Raw genomic sequence first — 15,718 nt, 5'->3', positions numbered from 1 at the left:
GAGCACGTGCTCTGTTACGGTCTCGGCATGCCCCGCCCCCGCGTCCACGACCTCGACGCGCTCCTCGACGTCGCCGAGCGGCTCATCGCCTCCTCGGCGGAGGTGACCGTGCGTGGCCTGGCGGCGGCCGCGGGCGTGCCGAACGGGACGATCTACCACGCGTTCGGGTCGCTCAGCGCGCTGCGGGCCCGGGTCTGGCTGCGCGCGGCGACGGCGTTCCTCGACCTCCAGACCTCGCTCGTGGACCAGGCTTCGTCGCCGGTGGCGGCGGTCGTCGCGGCGGCGGACACGCCCGCGGTGTTCGCGTCCCGGCGTCCTGAAGGGGCGCGGATGCTGCTGTCGGTGCGGGGAGACCGGCTCTTCGGGCCGGAACTGCCCGAAGAGCTGGCGGAAGCCCTGCACGCGGCGGACAAACGCCTGGTCGGCCTGCTGGTCCGGCTCGCCCGCGGGCTCTGGGACCGCGGCGACGGCCTGGCGGTCGAGGTGATCACGACGTGCGTCGTCGATCTGCCGACGGCGTTCTTCCGGCGTGACATCACCGATCCACTGGTGCGGGAAAGGCTGGCCGCCGCGGTGCGGGCGGTGCTGACCGTGCCCCCTCGAGAAAAGGACCGACCGTGACCGTTTCCGTGCTCGACTTGGGCGACGACGAAAACCGGTTCTCCCCGGACTGGCTGCAGCGCGTCCATTCCTTTTTGGACAACGTCGAGGACGCCCTGGTGACCACCGGCGGCGGCAAGTTCTATTCGAACGGCCTCGACCTCGAATGGCTGACGGCCCACGGCGACCAGGCAGCCGGGTACGTCGCGGAGGTCCAGGAGCTGCTCGCGCGGATGCTGACCCTGCCGGTCCCGACGGTCGCGGCGATCAACGGTCACGCGTTCGGCGCGGGCGCCATGCTGGCCATGGCCCACGACTTCCGCGTGATGCGCAGCGACCGCGGCTATTTCTGCTTTCCGGAGGCGGACATCAACATCCCGTTCACGCCGGGAATGGCGGCCCTGATCCAGGGCAAGCTGACCCCCGCGGCGGCCATCGCCTCGATGACGACCGGGCACCGGTTCGGCGGCTCGGAGGCGGCGGAGATCGGGTTGGTGGACGAGGTCGCGGCGGAGGGCGAAGTGGTGAAGGTGGCTCGCGAGCGGGTAGCGGCGTTGGCGGGCAAGGACCGGGGGACGTTGGGCGCGATCAAGGCGACGATGTTCGCACCGGCGGTGGCGGCGTTGCGGGCGGGGTAGGCCTCCGGCCCCCGGTATCCAGCTTACCGGGGACCACCGACAGTTCCGGGTGGTCGCGGATGGGCCGGCGGCGCACGGCTCGGGAGCGCGCGGCTCGGGAGCGCAGTGAGCGAGCAACGTGGCACCGAGGCGGCGAAGTAGTGCGGAAAGGCACAAGCGGCTGTCCCGATGCCTCCCGCGCGCCCGCACCGGGCGGCCGGCACCCTGGGCGAGCGTCACCGCTCCTCCCGCCCCACCGCCTCCAGCCGGCCACGCAGATGAACCCGCTCCGGCTCGGTCCCCGCCAGCTCCAGCGCCTCCCGGTACGCCACCGCCGCCTCGGCGTGACGACCCAATCGGCTGAGCAAGTCCCCCCGCGCCGCCGGGAACGGGCTGTAGCCGCTCAATCTCGGCTCGTGCGCCAAGCCGTCCAACAACGCCAGGCCCGCCGCCGGGCCGTCGCGCATCGCGACCGCCACCGCTCGGTTCAGCTCCACCACCGGTGAGGGCGCCAGCCCGCGCAGCACGTCGTACAACGCCACTATCTGCGGCCAGTCCGTGCTCGCCACGTCCGGGGCCTCGTCGTGCAGGGCCGCGATGGCCGCCTGGACGCCGTACCAGCCCGGGGGGCCGCCCGTCAGCGCCGCGACCACCAATTCCGCCCCCTCCGAGATCATCGCGTGGTCCCAGCGGGTGCGGTCCTGGTCGTCGAGGAGCACCAGGTCGCCGTGCGGCCCTGTTCGGGCGTTGTGGCGGGCGTGGATCAGCAGCATCAGCGCCAGCAGGCCCGCCACCTCACGCTCACCCGGCAGCAGCCGGCGCAGGATGCGCGCCAAGCGGATCGCCTCCTCCGCCAGGTCGAGGCGCTGCAGGTCCGGGCCGGAACTCGCCGCGTAGCCCTCCGTGAAGATCGAGTAGACGACCTGCAGCACGCCCGGCAGGCGCCCCGGCAGCTCATCCGCGTCCGGCACCCGGAACGGGATCCGCAGCGTGCGGATCCGGTTCTTCGCGCGCACGATCCGCTTGCCCATCGTCGCGCTCGGGACCAGGAACGCGCGCGCCACCTCCGCGGTCGTCAACCCGGCGAGGCAGCGCAACGTCAGTGCCGCGCGGTCCTCGGCCGGCAACGCCGGGTGGGCGCAGGTGAAGAACAGCTGGAGCCGCTCGTCGGGCAGACCGCCGTCGGTGGGCGGGACGGGCGCCGCGCGCTCGGCCTCGACCTGCAGCACCGCGAGGCGGGCCGCGTAGGCCTGGTCGCGGCGCAGGCGGTCGACCGCCTTGCGCCGGGCCGTCGTCATCAGCCAGGCGCCCGGCTTCGGCGGCACGCCCTCGGCCGGCCAGTGCACCAGCGCCGCCTCGATCGCCTCCGACGTCACCTCCTCGGCCAGGTCGAGGTCGCCGAACCGCCGGACCAGCGCGGCGAGCAGCAGCCCGCGCTCCTCCCGGAACACCGCCTCGAGCGTCAGCCGGGAGCGAGACCCCCGTCCCGCCACCGCCGTCAGCCTCCGTAGCCGGCGAGCGGCCGCACCACGATCGACCCGCCGTCGCGGGAGCCCGGACAGCGCGCCGCCCAGTCGAGCGCGACGTCGAGGTCCGGCACGTCGAGGACGAAGTAGCCGCCGAGCACCTCGCGGGATTCGGCGAACGGGCCGTCGGTGACGAGCCGCTCGCCGCGCTCGTCGACGCGGACCGTGGCGGCCGTGGTGAAGTCGGCGACCGAGTCACCGCCGGCGTAGACGCCGGCCTCCTTGAGGGACTTGTCGAACAGCATCCAGTCCTCGGGCGTGCTGCAGCCGGTGGGCGCGCCGTCGGCGTCGAGAGCGGCGTTGATCAGCATCAGGTACTTCACGGGATCCTCCAGTGGCTCGGTTGCCGTACGCGGTGACAACGAACGGCCGACGCCGCCTTGGACACCCTCACCGGAGATTTTCTCATGTCAAGAAACTTTGACATGATGTCTGGTTTGTTTTACCTTGACGAGGTGACCCACGAAGAGAAGCGCGCCTGGATCCTCGGGATCGCCGCGGTAGCGAGCTACGCGGTATACCTCGTCCTGATCCTCGGCCGGGCCGGCGGGCGGCCGCTGGCCCAAGTCCCCTACGTCGCGACGCTGCTGTGGACGGTCGGCGCGTCCATCGTCGCGACGATCGTGCTGAGCATCGCCGCCGCGATGGTTTCGAAGGACGGCGGGAAGGACCAGCGCGACCGCGAGATCGGCCGGTTCGGCGAATACGTCGGCCACTCGTTCGTCGTCATCGGAGCCGTCGCCGCCTTGCTGCTCGCGATGGCCGAGGCGCCGCACTTCTGGATCGCCAACGCCGTCTACCTGGCGTTCACCCTCTCGGCGATCCTCGGGTCGGTCGCCCGGATCTTCGCCTACCGCCGCGGTTTCCAGCCGTGGTGAAGCCGACCCGCGTCACGAACTCGCTCCGCGCCCTCCGGTTCGCGCACGGCCAGATGACCCAGGCCGACCTCGCCACCCGGATCGGCGTCACCCGCCAGACCGTCATCGCGATCGAGCAGGGCCGGTATTCGCCCTCGCTCGAGATGGCCTTCCAGATCGCCCACGTGTTCGGAGTTCCGCTCGAAGAAGTGTTCCAGTACCCGGAGGAGACGTCGTGAAAGCCATCGTCCAAGACCGTTACGGCAGCCCGGATGTCCTCGCGCTGAGCGACACCGGCAGACCGTCGCCCGCGGCCGGCGAGGTCCTCGTGCGCGTGCACGCGGCCGGCGTCGACGCGGGCGTGTGGCACCTGGTCACCGGGCAGCCGTACCTGTTGCGACTCCTGGGTTTCGGGCTGCGCCGGCCGAAGCAGCCGGTGCGGGGCCTCGACTTCGCCGGCACCGTCGAGGAGGTCGGCGACGGCGTCACGCGGGTCCGGCCGGGTGACGAGGTGTTCGGCGTCTGCGAGGGCGCGTTCGCCGAGCACGCCGTCGCCAAGCAGGAGCTCGTCGCGCCGAAGCCCGAACGCGTCTCGTTCGAGGAGGCCGCGGCGGTCCTCGTCTCCGGCGGTACCGCCCTGCAGGCCCTGCGCGACGTGGGCCGCGTCCGGCCCGGGAACCGCGTCCTGGTCATCGGCGCGGCCGGCGGCGTCGGGTCCTTCGCGGTGCAGCTCGCCAAGGCCTTCGGCGCGGACGTCACGGGGGTGTGCAGCACCGCCAAGACGGACCTGGTCCGCAGGCTCGGCGCCGGGCACGTCGTGGACTACACGCGAGAGGACTTCGCGGCGCGGCGGTACGACCTGATCCTGGACACCGCGGGCCTGCGTTCGCTGACCGACCTGCGCCGGGCGCTGACCCCGCGCGGCACGCTCGTGATCGTCGGCGGCGAAGGCGGCAAGTGGCTCGGCGGCATCCAGCGCGTCTTCCGGGCGGCGCTGCTGAACCCGTTCGTGCGGCAGCGGTTGTGCGGGCTGGTCGCCCGCGTCCGGGCCGCGGACCTCGAAACCCTGCGCGAACTGCTCGAGGCCGGACGGCTCACGCCGGCCCTCGACCGGACCTATCCCCTCGCCGACGCCGCCGCCGCGGTCGGCCACCTCCGCGCCGGTCGCGCGGCGGGCAAGGTCGTCCTCATCCCCGGAAGCCGCGGTCCTTCAGCCGCTTGATCCGGTCGATGTGGGCGGGGTGCCCGGCCAGCAGCCGCGCCCACATCCGCCGTTCGTCGCCACCGCCCACCCGGATCCACTCCCGGAACAGGGTGATCAGCTCCGGCCCGTAGCCCAGCCGCGCCGCCACGAGGTCGGCCCGGTACTCGCCGAGCCGCTTCGACCAGGCCAGCACCGGACCGAGCAGGGGCGCGAGCAGCAGCCACGGGTCGAGGAAGGCGAGCGCGGTGAGGATGCCCAGCGTCAGCAGCACGGTGACGAGCACGGCGACCGACCGGCCGAAGGCGGCGAACGCGCGCCCGAGGTAGGGAACGGCCAGCGCGAGCAGCCGGACCAGCCTGGTCAGCAGCCGGGCGGGCAGCTCCAGCCACCAGACGTACAGCGAAATCCGGGTGTGCCCGGCGAGGTGGTGGCCGAGTTCGTGCGCCAGGATCGCCTCCAGGCTCGGCGGCGGCAGCTCCAGCGCGGTCCGCGTGACGGCGACGGTCCGGCCACCGGCGGCGAAGGCGTTGAGCTCGCGGGACCGGTCGACCCACAGCCGGAAGCGCCCGCGATCGACCCCGGCGGCGGCGCAGACGGCCTCCCAGCTCGGGGTCAGCCGGACGAGTTCCCGCGCGGTCGGCTGCCGCATGCCGAAGGTCAGCGGCAGCAGGAAGTGTTCGAACGCGGGCACGAAGGTGATCCCGCCGAGCAGCACCCAGCCGGCGGGGAGCACCCAGAAGTACCCGGGCCAAGCGAGTTTCCCGGCGAGGGCGAGCACGAACAGGCTGCTGGCGACGACGGGGACGGCCAGCACCACGGCGAGCACGGCGGACAGATCGGGCCTCGCCCGGTCTCCGCTCAAGTCCGCTCCTCCCATCGAAAGGCAGGAACCACCTTGGCCCGGACCGAGCGCCGAGCACAACGGCCGTCCACCGGACGGCGGCGCCGGGGATCGGCGAGACGCTCAGCCGTAGCGGCGCGTCTCGAGAAGCCGGGCGAGCTGTTTGCGCCGCGAAGTGCCGTTCGGCGCCCGGCAGCTCGATGCGCTCCGGCAGATCGCCGGGCCAGGGCGGGCCGCGGCGCCGGCGTCAGCGGAAGGCGCCCGCGTGCGCCTCGGCCCACTGGGCGAAGGTCCGCGCCGGCCGCCCGGTCACCTCGTGCACCGTCGGGTACACCGTCGCCTCGTCCAAGGTCCCCTCGACGTAGAAGTTCCAGAACGCGTCGACGTACTCGCGTGGCATCCCCGCCTCGAGCTCCGCCCGCGTCTCGTCGTTCGACAGCCCTACAAACTCGAGATCCCGCCCCAGCACCGAAGCCAGCACCGAAACCTGCTCCACCGGCCGCATCGCCACCGGCCCGGTCAGGTCGTGCACCCGCCCTTCGTGCCCACCGGCCAGCGCGAGCGCCGCCACCGCCGCGATGTCGGCCGGGTCGACGCACGCCACCGGGACGTCCGGGAACTGGACGCGGACCGTGTCGCCCTCGCGCAGCTGCGGCAGCCAGCGCAGGGCGTTCGACATGAACGCGCGCGGCCGCAGGAACGTCCAGTCCAGGCCGGATTCCCGCACCGCGCGCTCGGACAGCGTCATGTAGCGGGAAACCGCGTTGTCCAGGTCTTCCAGCGCCGCCGATCCGCCGGACAGCAGCACGATCCGCCGCACGCCCGCGTCCCGCAGCAGGCCGGACATGTCCTCGTACCCGGACAACAGGAAGATGCCTTCGACACCCTTGAGAGCGTCCGTGAGGCTGCCGGGCGACGTGAGATCGCCGACGGCGGCCTCGACACCGTCCGGCAGCGGGACGTCCGGCCGGCGCACCAGCGCCCGGACCGGGGCACCCGCCGCCGCGAGGGCCGCAACCACTTCCGCGCCGACATTGCCGGTGGCGCCGGTGACCAGGAACATCGCTCAACCCCCCGAGAGCCGTTCCGGCCAGCCTAGCGCCACCGGCCGCCCTCAGTCCTGCGTCGGCAGGTCGTCGAACTCGACGACCTGGCGGATCTCCACCTCGATCTCCTGGTCGAACAGCTCGACGTACCGCTTGGCGAACTCGACGGCTTCGGCCCGGTCCGCCGCGTTGATCAGCGCGAACCCGCCGATGACCTCCTTGGCCTCGGCGAACGGCCCGTCGGTCACGCGGATCGCGGCGCCGCGGGGCTTGCGGACCAGCGAGCCCTTCTCCGTCGGGTGGACGCCCTCCGCGGTGATGAGGATGCCCTTCTCCGCCGCCTCCTGGATGAACCCGCCCATCTTCGCGATGAACTCCTGGCTGGGGTTCCACGACTGCGGGTCGTGCTCGTCGACGCGGTGCATCATGAGAAAACGCATGGTCTGCTCCCTGGTGTTTTTCGGCCGGGGCCCGGATCCTCCCGGGCTCGCTGACCGGCCTTCACCCCCGCGTCGAACGGCCGCTTCCGCCGTTCGACATTTCCCCGGGGAGATTTTTCCGGCAGAGTACCTGTGACCTGCATCACCGGAGGAAGGTGTCCGATGTCCGTCCTGCTCGCGATCGGCACGCGCAAGGGTCTGTGGCTGGCGACCAGCTCGGACGACCGGGCCAGCTGGGAGGTCACCGGCCCGCACCACCCGATGACCGAGGTGTACGCGGTCGGCATCGACACGCGCCGCGCCACCCCGCGCCTGCTCGCCGGGGTGACCAGCGAACACTTCGGGCCGAGCGTGGCGACCAGCGACGACCTCGGCGCGACCTGGGCCGAACCCGGCCACGCCCCGATCGCGTTCCCGGCGGACACCGGCGAATCCCTGGCCAGGGCGTGGCAGCTGGTGCCGGGCCCGGTGAGCGAGCCGGACGTCGTCTACGCCGGCACCGAGCCGTCCGCCCTGTTCCGCTCCACCGACGGCGGCCGCACCTACGAGCTCGTCCGCGGCCTGTGGGACCACCCGCACCGCGAGCACTGGACGCCCGGCGGCGGGGGCAAGGCCATCCACACCGTGCTCCCGCACCCCACCGACCCCGGCCGCGTCACCGTGGCGATGTCCACCGGCGGCGTCTACCGCACCGAGGACGGCGGCGAGACCTGGGCCGCGCGCAACACCGGCATCAAGGCGGTCCACGTGCCCGACCCGTACCCCGAATACGGCCAGTGCGTGCACAAGGTCGCCCGGCACCCGGCCGAGCCGGACCGCCTGTTCGCCCAGGTCCACCACGGCGTCTACCGCAGCGACGACGCGGGCGACACCTGGCAGTCGATCGCCGACGGCCTGCCCAGCGACTTCGGCTTCCCGATCGTCGTCCACCCGGACCGGCCCGAGGTGATCTACACGTTCCCCCTGGTCGCCGACGCGATGCGGTTCCCGCCGGAGGGCCGGTGCCGGGTGTACCGCAGCGAGGACGCCGGGAAGTCGTGGGAGGCGCTGGGGCCGGGCCTGCCGGACGGGTACTGGGCCGGCGTCATGCGCGACGCGATGTGCACCGACGACGCCGACCCGGCCGGGGTGTACTTCGGCTCGCGGACCGGCGACGTCTACGCCAGCCGCGACGACGGCGACAGCTGGCAGCTCGTCGCGGCGCACCTGCCCGACGTGCTGAGCGTCCGCGCCGCGAGGGTGTGAACCGTGCGGATCACCGTGCTGCTGCCCGGGACGCTGAGGGAGAAGGCCGGCGGCGAAGCCAAGCTCGACGTCGAGGTCGCCGAGCCGGCTACGCTGGGCGGCCTGCTCGACGCGCTCGCCGAGCGGTACCCGGCGCTGGAGCGGCGGCTGCGCGACGAGCAGGCGGGACTGCGCCGGTACGTCAACTTCTACGTCGACGGCGAGGAGTGCCGCCACCGCGGCGGCACCGGGACGGTGCTGCGCGAGGACGCCGAGGTGCAGATCATCCCGTCGGTCGCGGGAGGCTGAGCTCGTCGAACAGCGCGGCGGCCCGGTCGGCCGTCGCGGCGGCCCGGCGGCCGGTGCTCAGCAGCGCCAGGGCGACGAGACCGGCCCCGAGCCCGGCGACCAGCCACCACACGCCGTGTCCCGGGCCCGAAAGCGCCACGCCCAGGGTGGTGCCGGTCTGCCGGCCGGCCGAGGCCAGCGACGCCGCCACCCCGGCCATCGAGCCCGGCATCCCGGAGACGGCGGTGTTGGTGATCGGCGGGTTCACCGTGCCGAGGAACAGGCCGAACAGCAGGAACGTCGCGAGCACGACGGGCAGTGGCGTCGCCGGGCCGAGCCCGGCCGTGACGGCGCCGCCCGCGGCGAGCGCGACCCCGGCGACGACCAGCGGCCACCGCGGGCCGCGCGTGCCGACGAACCGGCCGGTCCGCGGCGACAGGACCAGGACGAGCACGCCGACCGGCAGCAGGCACAGGCCCGCCGCCAGCGGGGTCATGCCCCGGACGTCCTGGAGGTATTGCGTCGTCGAGAAGAGGAAGACGCCGAACCCGCAGAGCGCGAACAACGCCATGACGATCGCCGCGCTGAAGGACACGCTGCGGAACAGGCGCAGTTCGAGCAGCGGGTCGGCGCGGCGCGGTTCGTACGCGAGGATGCCCAGCACGCCGAGTCCGGTCAGAGCGAGCAGGCCGAGGACCCACGCTGACGTCCAGCCCAGCCGGTGCGACTCGATGAGGGCGGCGACGACGCTGCCGAGCACCACCAGCACGAGGCCCTGCCCCACCGGGTCGAACCGGCGGGCCCGCGGCGCGCGGGACTCGGGCACGAACAACGCCGTGGCGACGAGCGCGGCGACGACGATCGGGACGTTGACCCAGAAGACGGCCCGCCAGCCGAAACCGTCGACGAGCGCGCCGCCGAGGATCGGCCCGAGCGCCAGCGCCAGGCCGGACATCGAGCCGAACACACCGATGGCGCGGGCGCGCTCGGCCGGGACGGGGAAGGTCGTGGCGACGATGGCCATCGCGACCGGGTTGAGCATGGTGCCGCCGACGGCCTGCAGCGCGCGGGCCGCGATCAGCCAGCCGATGCCGGGGGCCAGGCTGCACAGCAGCGACCCGAGGCCGAAGGCGGCCAGGCCGCACTGGAAGACGCGCTTGCGGCCGAACCGGTCGGCGGCCGAACCGCCGAGCACGAGGAAAGCCGCCAGGACCAGCGTGTAGGCGTCGACGGTCCACTGCAGGCCGGAAGCGGAAGCGCCCAGGTCACGGCGGATCGAGGGCAGCGCGACGGTGACGATGGAGATGTCCATCACCACGACGACGATGCTGGCGCAGCAGATCGCGAGCACGAGGCCGGGACGGCTTGCGGTCGGAACGTTCATGCGATCGACGCTAGGATTTAGAGCGTGCTCGAAGTCAAATCGCCGATCCCCGCGGACGGGCTGACCATCGCGGACGCGGCCCGCCGCACCGGGGTCAGCGCGCACACGCTGCGCTACTACGAGCGGGCGGGCCTGGTGGTGACCCGCGTCGACCGCACGAGCGGCGGCCGGCGCCGCTACCGGCAGCTGGACCTGGACTGGATCAAGATCTGCACCAAGCTGCGCGCAACGGGCATGCCGATCAAGACGATCCGCCGCTACGCGAACCTGGTCGCCGCCGGCCGCGGCAACGAGCCGGAACGCCTGGCGCTGCTGGAGGAGCACCGCGCCGACGTGCTGGCGAGGCTGGCGAAGCTGCAGGAGAACCTGACGCTGATCGACCGCAAGATCGGCGTGTACCGGGGCCGGCTGGAGGCCGGCGACGCGGACGGCCTGTGGGCGCCGGGCCGGCCGGGCTGACCTCGGCCGAAGCCGCGCTTGGGCGGAGCCGACCGCGCGCCGGCGCTAGCCGAGGCCGCCGTAGGCCGCGGCCACCATGGTCATCCCCCGGCCGTCGCCCACGATGGCGTCGAGCATCTGGTTCATCGCGTAGGCGACGGTCAGGCCGGCGTCGAAGTCGTTGAACACCAGCGAACCGCCCATGCCGCCCCAGAAGCAGTTGCGGCCGCTGATGCCGTAGCCCAGGCCGTACCGCATCGACACGCCCAGCCCGTAGTCGAGCCCGTGGTACTGCTCCTCCAACGCCCGCTCGCACCCCGCCCGGGACAGCAGCCGCACCCCGCCGGCGGTCCCGCCGGCGCTCAGGACCGACTGGACGGCCGCGACCGACCGGGCGTTGCCGTAGCCGGCCCCCGACGGGATCTCCGCTCGTCGCCACGCCGCCGTGTTCGTGTCCTCCGGCACGAACTCCGGGTTGGGGGCGGCGTCGAAGAGCTCGGTGGGCGGCGGCACGGTCATCCCCCCGGGCGGCGCGAGGGACGGGGCGACGCGGTGGTGGTGGTCGTCCGGCAGCCCGATGCGGAAATCCGCGCCCAGCGGCCCGGCCACTTCCGCGGCGAAGAACGCGCCGATGCTCCGGCCGGTGATCCGGCGGACCACCTCGCCGAGCAGGAACCCCTGCGTGAGCGCGTGGTAGCAGCCGACCTCGCCCGGCGTCCACCGGGGCGTCTGCGCCGCCAGCGGCGCGGTGACTTTCGGCGCCTCACAAAGATCGCCGAGGGTGATCGGGGTGTCCCAGACGGGCAGGCCCGCGGTGTGCGACAGCACGTGCCGCACCCGGACGTCCGCGGCGCCGAACTCCGGCCAGTACCGGACCAGCGGCGCGTCCAGGTCGAGCTCCCCGCGGTCGGCGAGGATCAGCGCGCACAACGCGATCATCGTCTTGGTCGTGGACCAGACGTTGGTGATCGTGTCCCGGTCCCAGGCCACGGTCCGGTCCGCGTCGGCGTACCCGCCCCACAGGTCGACCACGGGCCGCCCGTGGACGTAGACCGCGACCGAGGCGCCGACGTCGTCCTTGGCCAGGGACTCCGCCAGGGCGTCGCGCACCTCACCGAACCGCTCGTCGCACGTACCGTGCAAGCGCACCATGGGGCAGGACTCAACCCCGTCCGTCCCGGCGGCGCCACCGAATATCCGGGGTTACCGACTTGTGTTGCGCCGCTCGCGCCCGCCGGTGCGACGATGGCCGGATGCCGTCATGATCCGCGGGACGGCGGTGGAGGTGCACCGATGGCGACCGAAGTGGCGACGTTCTGCCCGCTGTGCGTGTCGCGGTGCGGGGCCACCGCCACCGTCGACGACGGGCGCCTGCTGGCGCTCCGCCCGCTGCCCGGCCATCCGACCGGCCAGGCGATCTGCGTCAAGGGCAAGGCCGCGCCGGAGATCGTCGCGCACCCCGAGCGGCTGCTGCACCCCCTGCGGCGGACCGCTCCGAAGGGCGCGGCCGACCCGGGCTGGGAGCGCATCGGCTGGGAGGAGGCACTGGCCACCGTCGCGGCGCGGCTGACGGCGATCGCCGCCGAGTCCGGGCCGGAAGCGGTCGTGTTCGGCAGCTCCTCGCCGTCGACGTCGGCCATGTCCGACTCCGTCGACTGGCTGACGCGGCTGCGGCGGGCCTTCGGCAGCCCGAACTTCGTCAGTTACGTCGAGCTGTGCGCCTGGGGCCGCCGCCTGGCCACCACCTACACCTGGGGCGAGCCGGTGCCGGGCGCCTACCTGCCCGACCTCGAGCGCGCCGGTTGCGTCCTCTTCTGGGGGTACAACCCGTCGGTGTCCCGGCTCGCGCACGCCACCGCGACCACGGCCGCGCTGCGGCGGGGCGCGAAGCTCGTCGTGGTGGACCCGCGCCGGGCCGGGCTGGCGAGCAAGGCCGACCACTGGCTGCGCGTCCGGCCCGGCACGGACGGCGCACTCGCGCTGGCCATCACCCACCAGATGATCGAAAACGGCTGGTACGACCACGATTTCGTCGCCCGGTGGACCAATGCGCCGTGGGCGGTCCGGACCGACACCGGCGAGCTGCTCGCGCCCGGCACACCTCCGCCGGACGGGGTGGCGACCCGCCGGGTCTGGGACCTCATCGCCGAGAAGTGCGCCCGGTTCACCCCCGACGTCGCCGAGCGGATCACCGGCGTGCCCGCGGACCGGATCACCGCCGTGGCCCGGCTGCTCCGGGAAGCGCGCCCGGTCGCGTTCTACACCTGGAGCGGGCTCGAGCAGCACAGCAACGCGACGCAGACCGTGCGGGCCATCAGCCAGCTCTACGCCCTCACCGGCTGCCTCGACGTGCCAGGTGGGAACGTCCTGTTCACGCCGGTGCCGGCGAATCCGGTCGACGGGGCGCCGCTGCTCTCCGCCGAGCAGCGGGCCAAGGCCATCGGCGTCGGCGAGCGGCCGCTCGGCCCGGCGCGGTTCGAGTTCGTCACCGGCGAAGACTTCTACCGGGCGGCATTGGACGGCGTCCCGTACCGGGCCCGGGCGCTGGTCAACTTCGGCGCCAATCTGGTGCTGGCCCACGGCGACAGCGCGCGGGGCCGGGATGCGCTGGGCGCCCTGGACTTCTTCGTGCACACGGACCTGTTCCTGAACCCGACCGCAGAGCAGGCGGACATCGTGCTGCCGGCGACCAGCGCGTGGGAAGCCGAGGCGTTGCGGATCGGGTTCGAGACCGGCCAGGACGCGCAGTCCACCGTCCAGCTGCGCCGTCCGCTGGTCGCCCCGCGCGGCGAGGCCCGGCCCGACCTGCGGATCATCTTCGACCTCGCGCTCGCGCTCGGCCTCGGCGAGCACTTCTTCGACGGCGACCTCGAGGCGGCTTGGCGCCACCAGCTCGCGCCCAGCGGCCTCGGCCTCGACCAGCTGCGGGCCGCGCCGGAGGGCATCCGCCTGCCGTTGCGGACGGTCCACCGCAAGTACGAGCAGCGCGGCTTCCGGACGCCGTCCGGCGTGGTCGAGCTGTATTCCGAGACGCTGCTCCGGCAGGGCTACCCGCCGCTGCCGGTCTACGACGAGCCGTCGATCAGCCCGCTGTCCCGGCCGGACCTCGCGGCCCGCTACCCGCTGATCCTCACCTGCGCCAAGTCGCTGTTCTTCTGCGAGTCCCAGCACCGCGCCATCACCGGCCTGCGCAAGTCCGCCCCCGACCCGCAGGTCGAACTGCACCCGGACACAGCGGCGGCGCGCGGCATCACCGCCGGCGACTGGGTGCGGCTGGAGACGCCCCGGGGCAGCGTCCGCGCCCGGGCGAAGTTCAACGTCAACCTGGACCCGGGCGTGGTGTGCGGCCAGCACGGCTGGTGGCAGCCCGCGGCCGGGCTCGGCGAGCCGGGCTACCCGGTCACCGGCGAGGGCAGCGCCAACCTCAACCTCGTGCTGAGCCAGGGGCCGAGCGACCCGGTGAGCGGCAGTTCACCGCTGCGCGCGTCGCTGTGCGAGATCGCCCGGGAGCACGGTTAGCGGCTCCGGGTCCCCGGGGCGGGCGATGATCGACTGGGGTGGTGTCGTCTACCGTAAGGGTGGAACGGGCTACCGTCCGTGTGCTCCGACGGCGATGGCAAGGCGGCTGGTGAAGGAACGCGAGTTGCGGCGCCGCTGCAGGCGGCTGCTGAACGAACTGGGCATCCGGCCGCCGCTCGACGTCTTCGAGCTGTGCCGCAGCGTCGGTCACCAGCGTGGCCGCCCGATCCGGCTGATCCCGCACCGGATCCCGGTGCCCGGGCCGTTCGGGGCCTGGATCGCCACCCCCCAGGCCGACTACATCGTCTACCAGCAGGACACGAGCAAGCCCCACCAGCGCCACATCATCCTGCACGAGCTGGGCCACCTGCTGGCCGGCCACGGCGCCACCGCGGAGAACCACGACCTGGGCGCCCAGCTGGCACCGGGCCTGGAACCGGAGGCGGTCCGGCGTGCCCTGCTGCGCACCTCCTACGACACCGACCACGAGCGGGAAGCCGAGACGGTCGCGACGATCATCCTGGAATGGGCGTCCGTGCTCGACCGGGTCGCCCCGAAGGCGTCGGACGCCGGTGCCGCGCAGCGAATCGAGGCCGCGCTCGACGAACGGCTGGGGTGGCTGTGAACAGCAAGATCGCGCTCATCGTGGTGCAGGGGGTGATCCTCTTCCCCGCCCTGGTGTGGAAGAGCTACCAGCTCACCCGGGCACCGGGCGACGTGGCGCGCTGGATGGTCACCGCCTGCCTGGCCTGCTTCGCGGCCGCCTACCCCCTCGGTCTCCTCGCCGGGGACGTCAACCAGCCGGATCCCGGGTCGATCGTGCCGCTGCTGTTCCAGCACGTCTTCCTCTGCGGGCTCGTGTACTCGCTGGCGTGCTTCTTCCTGTTCTCGGCGCTGCCGCCGGACCGGGCCCGGCGGCGGGCCTGGCTGGAAGCGGTGCCGCTGGGCACCGCGATCCTGGTGATGGCGATCGTCACGGTGCTCATGCCCGACGTCCCGCCGCAGCAGTACCCGCGCGCCGGCGTCTCGGTCTTCTACCTCGCGGCCGACCTCTACCTCACCTACGGCATCGCGAGTGCGTGCTTCTTCGCGCGGCGCCACGCGCGGGGCGCCGCACCCCGGCTGGCCCGCGGGCTCTCGGTGGCGTCCCTCGGTTTCGCCATCGGCGCGCTGGGCGGCGCGACCCTGATCGCGGTGGTCCTGGTGCACTGGGCGGGCGCGGCGATCCCCTGGCTGCTGGTCCAGGCGACGGTCTGGCTGGTGTTCCCGAGCGCGATCCTGCTCGTCGTCGGCCTCTCCTACCCCGGCGTCGCCACCCGCCTGGCGGCGGCCCGCGTGTGGTGGCAGCACCTGCGGGCGTACCACCGCCTCCGTCCACTGTGGACGCGTCTGCACGAGGCGTTCCCGGAGGACGCGCTGAGCCGGACGCCGATCGCCCCGTGGCGGGACACCCTCAGCCTGCTCGGCGTGCACCGCCGCTACTACCGGCGGGTCATCGAATGCCGCGACGGGCTGGTCCGGATCAGCCCGTACCTCGCCCACCTGGACCACGACGGTCCCCTGGCCGACTGGCTCACCGAAGCGCTGCGCGCCCACGCCCGCCGCGAACCGGTGCCCACCGAGGGAATGCCGGTCGCTGTCCCCGAGGGCGGCGGCCTCGACGACGACGTCCGCGAGCTGGTCACCCTCTCCGAGGCACTGGCTTCCCCGGCGGCCCGGTAGGCACGCACCAGG

Annotated in this window: 18 protein-coding genes; 11 read left to right on the top strand and 7 right to left on the bottom strand. The window is 73.2% G+C overall.

What is annotated here, in order from left to right; genetic code table 11:
- Positions 1 to 27: 27 nt before the first annotated feature.
- Together ISP_RS10775 and ISP_RS10770 are read left to right on the top strand one after the other, a co-directional pair.
- Positions 28 to 621 carry a TetR/AcrR family transcriptional regulator gene (locus tag ISP_RS10775; RefSeq protein WP_034284248.1) on the top strand — a complete coding sequence of 198 codons (594 nt, stop codon included), beginning with the start codon at positions 28 to 30 and terminating at the stop codon, positions 619 to 621.
- Positions 618 to 1,238 carry an enoyl-CoA hydratase/isomerase family protein gene (locus ISP_RS10770; RefSeq protein WP_013223909.1) on the top strand — a complete coding sequence of 207 codons (621 nt, stop codon included), beginning with the start codon at positions 618 to 620 and terminating at the stop codon, positions 1,236 to 1,238. Before ISP_RS10775 ends, ISP_RS10770 begins: the two co-directional genes overlap by 4 nt.
- Before the next feature lie 215 nt (positions 1,239 to 1,453).
- On the opposite strand, the gene ISP_RS10765 is transcribed toward ISP_RS10770, so the two are convergent.
- Together ISP_RS10765 and ISP_RS10760 are read right to left on the bottom strand one after the other, a co-directional pair.
- Positions 1,454 to 2,710 (bottom strand): RNA polymerase sigma factor, encoded by a 1,257-nt coding sequence (locus tag ISP_RS10765; RefSeq protein ID WP_013223908.1) that lies wholly within the window; start codon positions 2,708 to 2,710, stop codon positions 1,454 to 1,456.
- 5 nt (positions 2,711 to 2,715) lie between these two features.
- Positions 2,716 to 3,066, bottom strand: coding sequence for a YciI family protein (locus ISP_RS10760; protein WP_013223907.1), 351 nt, complete (start codon positions 3,064 to 3,066; stop codon positions 2,716 to 2,718).
- A 102-nt stretch (positions 3,067 to 3,168) separates the two neighbouring features.
- Here ISP_RS10760 and ISP_RS10755 point away from each other — a divergent pair, with 102 nt between their 5' ends.
- The 3 genes from ISP_RS10755 to ISP_RS10745 are packed head-to-tail and all read left to right on the top strand — an operon-like array spanning position 3,169 to position 4,822.
- A complete protein-coding gene (locus ISP_RS10755) occupies positions 3,169 to 3,621 on the top strand; it encodes a hypothetical protein (protein WP_013223906.1) in 453 nt (150 codons plus the stop codon).
- Complete coding sequence (locus ISP_RS10750) at positions 3,615 to 3,839, top strand: helix-turn-helix transcriptional regulator (protein ID WP_013223905.1); 225 nt, start codon at positions 3,615 to 3,617, stop codon at positions 3,837 to 3,839. The genes ISP_RS10755 and ISP_RS10750 overlap by 7 nt, the downstream gene beginning before the upstream one ends.
- Positions 3,836 to 4,822 (top strand): NAD(P)-dependent alcohol dehydrogenase, encoded by a 987-nt coding sequence (locus ISP_RS10745; protein ID WP_013223904.1) that lies wholly within the window; start codon positions 3,836 to 3,838, stop codon positions 4,820 to 4,822. Before ISP_RS10750 ends, ISP_RS10745 begins: the two co-directional genes overlap by 4 nt.
- On the opposite strand, the gene ISP_RS10740 is transcribed toward ISP_RS10745, so the two are convergent.
- The 3 genes from ISP_RS10740 to ISP_RS10730 form a co-directional block, all read right to left on the bottom strand.
- Entirely contained in the window at positions 4,788 to 5,666 is an 879-nt protein-coding gene (locus ISP_RS10740; protein ID WP_013223903.1) for a M48 family metalloprotease, read from the bottom strand. The two genes, ISP_RS10745 and ISP_RS10740, sit on opposite strands and share 35 nt — an antisense overlap.
- A 226-nt stretch (positions 5,667 to 5,892) precedes the next feature.
- Entirely contained in the window at positions 5,893 to 6,708 is an 816-nt protein-coding gene (locus tag ISP_RS10735) for an NAD(P)H-binding protein (RefSeq protein WP_013223902.1), read from the bottom strand.
- 51 nt (positions 6,709 to 6,759) lie between these two features.
- Positions 6,760 to 7,131, bottom strand: coding sequence for a YciI family protein (locus ISP_RS10730; protein ID WP_013223901.1), 372 nt, complete (start codon positions 7,129 to 7,131; stop codon positions 6,760 to 6,762).
- Between the two features lie 162 nt (positions 7,132 to 7,293).
- Between ISP_RS10730 and ISP_RS10725 the strand changes: the two genes are divergently transcribed.
- Both ISP_RS10725 and ISP_RS10720 read left to right on the top strand, forming a co-directional pair.
- The gene (locus ISP_RS10725; protein WP_013223900.1) at positions 7,294 to 8,376 is read left to right on the top strand and encodes a WD40/YVTN/BNR-like repeat-containing protein; all 1,083 of its coding nucleotides are present in this window, start codon (positions 7,294 to 7,296) and stop codon (positions 8,374 to 8,376) included.
- Between the two features lie 3 nt (positions 8,377 to 8,379).
- A complete protein-coding gene (locus tag ISP_RS10720) occupies positions 8,380 to 8,664 on the top strand; it encodes a ubiquitin-like small modifier protein 1 (RefSeq protein WP_013223899.1) in 285 nt (94 codons plus the stop codon).
- Here the strand turns inward: ISP_RS10720 and ISP_RS10715 are convergent.
- A complete protein-coding gene (locus ISP_RS10715) occupies positions 8,639 to 10,027 on the bottom strand; it encodes an MFS transporter (RefSeq protein ID WP_013223898.1) in 1,389 nt (462 codons plus the stop codon). The genes ISP_RS10720 and ISP_RS10715 overlap by 26 nt on opposite strands.
- A gap of 24 nt (positions 10,028 to 10,051) precedes the next feature.
- Here ISP_RS10715 and ISP_RS10710 point away from each other — a divergent pair, with 24 nt between their 5' ends.
- Positions 10,052 to 10,486, top strand: coding sequence for a MerR family transcriptional regulator (locus ISP_RS10710; protein ID WP_013223897.1), 435 nt, complete (start codon positions 10,052 to 10,054; stop codon positions 10,484 to 10,486).
- A gap of 45 nt (positions 10,487 to 10,531) precedes the next feature.
- Here the strand turns inward: ISP_RS10710 and ISP_RS10705 are convergent, their stop codons facing one another.
- Positions 10,532 to 11,617, bottom strand: coding sequence for a serine hydrolase domain-containing protein (locus tag ISP_RS10705; RefSeq protein ID WP_013223896.1), 1,086 nt, complete (start codon positions 11,615 to 11,617; stop codon positions 10,532 to 10,534).
- 141 nt (positions 11,618 to 11,758) lie between these two features.
- On the opposite strand from ISP_RS10705, the gene ISP_RS10700 reads away from it, so the two are divergent.
- The 3 genes from ISP_RS10700 to ISP_RS10690 all read left to right on the top strand — a co-directional run bounded on the left by ISP_RS10700 (position 11,759) and on the right by ISP_RS10690 (position 15,706).
- Positions 11,759 to 13,984, top strand: a complete 2,226-nt coding sequence (locus ISP_RS10700) for a molybdopterin-containing oxidoreductase family protein (RefSeq protein ID WP_013223895.1) — start codon at positions 11,759 to 11,761, stop codon at positions 13,982 to 13,984.
- 109 nt (positions 13,985 to 14,093) lie between these two features.
- Complete coding sequence (locus ISP_RS10695; RefSeq protein WP_013223894.1) at positions 14,094 to 14,609, top strand: ImmA/IrrE family metallo-endopeptidase; 516 nt, start codon at positions 14,094 to 14,096, stop codon at positions 14,607 to 14,609.
- Positions 14,606 to 15,706, top strand: a complete 1,101-nt coding sequence (locus ISP_RS10690) for an MAB_1171c family putative transporter (RefSeq protein WP_013223893.1) — start codon at positions 14,606 to 14,608, stop codon at positions 15,704 to 15,706. The genes ISP_RS10695 and ISP_RS10690 overlap by 4 nt, the downstream gene beginning before the upstream one ends.
- The last annotated feature ends 12 nt before the right edge of the window (positions 15,707 to 15,718 follow it).

Source organism: Amycolatopsis mediterranei (genome assembly GCF_026017845.1).
In the GTDB taxonomy this organism is placed as follows: domain Bacteria; phylum Actinomycetota; class Actinomycetes; order Mycobacteriales; family Pseudonocardiaceae; genus Amycolatopsis; species Amycolatopsis mediterranei.
Note: the sequence above shows the minus strand (reverse complement) of the source record. Positions and strands in the feature narration are given on the sequence as shown.

What these genes read in the sequence shown, in the direction of transcription:
- ISP_RS10700 (WP_013223895.1), top strand. Translation starts at nt 11,759, where the DNA reads ATGGCGACCGAAGTGGCGACGTTCTGCCCGCTGTGCGTGTCGCGGTGC.
- ISP_RS10725 (WP_013223900.1), top strand. Translation starts at nt 7,294, where the DNA reads ATGTCCGTCCTGCTCGCGATCGGCACGCGCAAGGGTCTGTGGCTGGCG.
- ISP_RS10755 (WP_013223906.1), top strand. Translation starts at nt 3,169, where the DNA reads ATGATGTCTGGTTTGTTTTACCTTGACGAGGTGACCCACGAAGAGAAG.
- ISP_RS10705 (WP_013223896.1), bottom strand. Translation starts at nt 11,617, where the DNA reads ATGGTGCGCTTGCACGGTACGTGCGACGAGCGGTTCGGTGAGGTGCGC.
- ISP_RS10730 (WP_013223901.1), bottom strand. Translation starts at nt 7,131, where the DNA reads ATGCGTTTTCTCATGATGCACCGCGTCGACGAGCACGACCCGCAGTCG.
- ISP_RS10735 (WP_013223902.1), bottom strand. Translation starts at nt 6,708, where the DNA reads ATGTTCCTGGTCACCGGCGCCACCGGCAATGTCGGCGCGGAAGTGGTT.
- ISP_RS10715 (WP_013223898.1), bottom strand. Translation starts at nt 10,027, where the DNA reads ATGAACGTTCCGACCGCAAGCCGTCCCGGCCTCGTGCTCGCGATCTGC.
- ISP_RS10775 (WP_034284248.1), top strand. Translation starts at nt 28, where the DNA reads ATGCCCCGCCCCCGCGTCCACGACCTCGACGCGCTCCTCGACGTCGCC.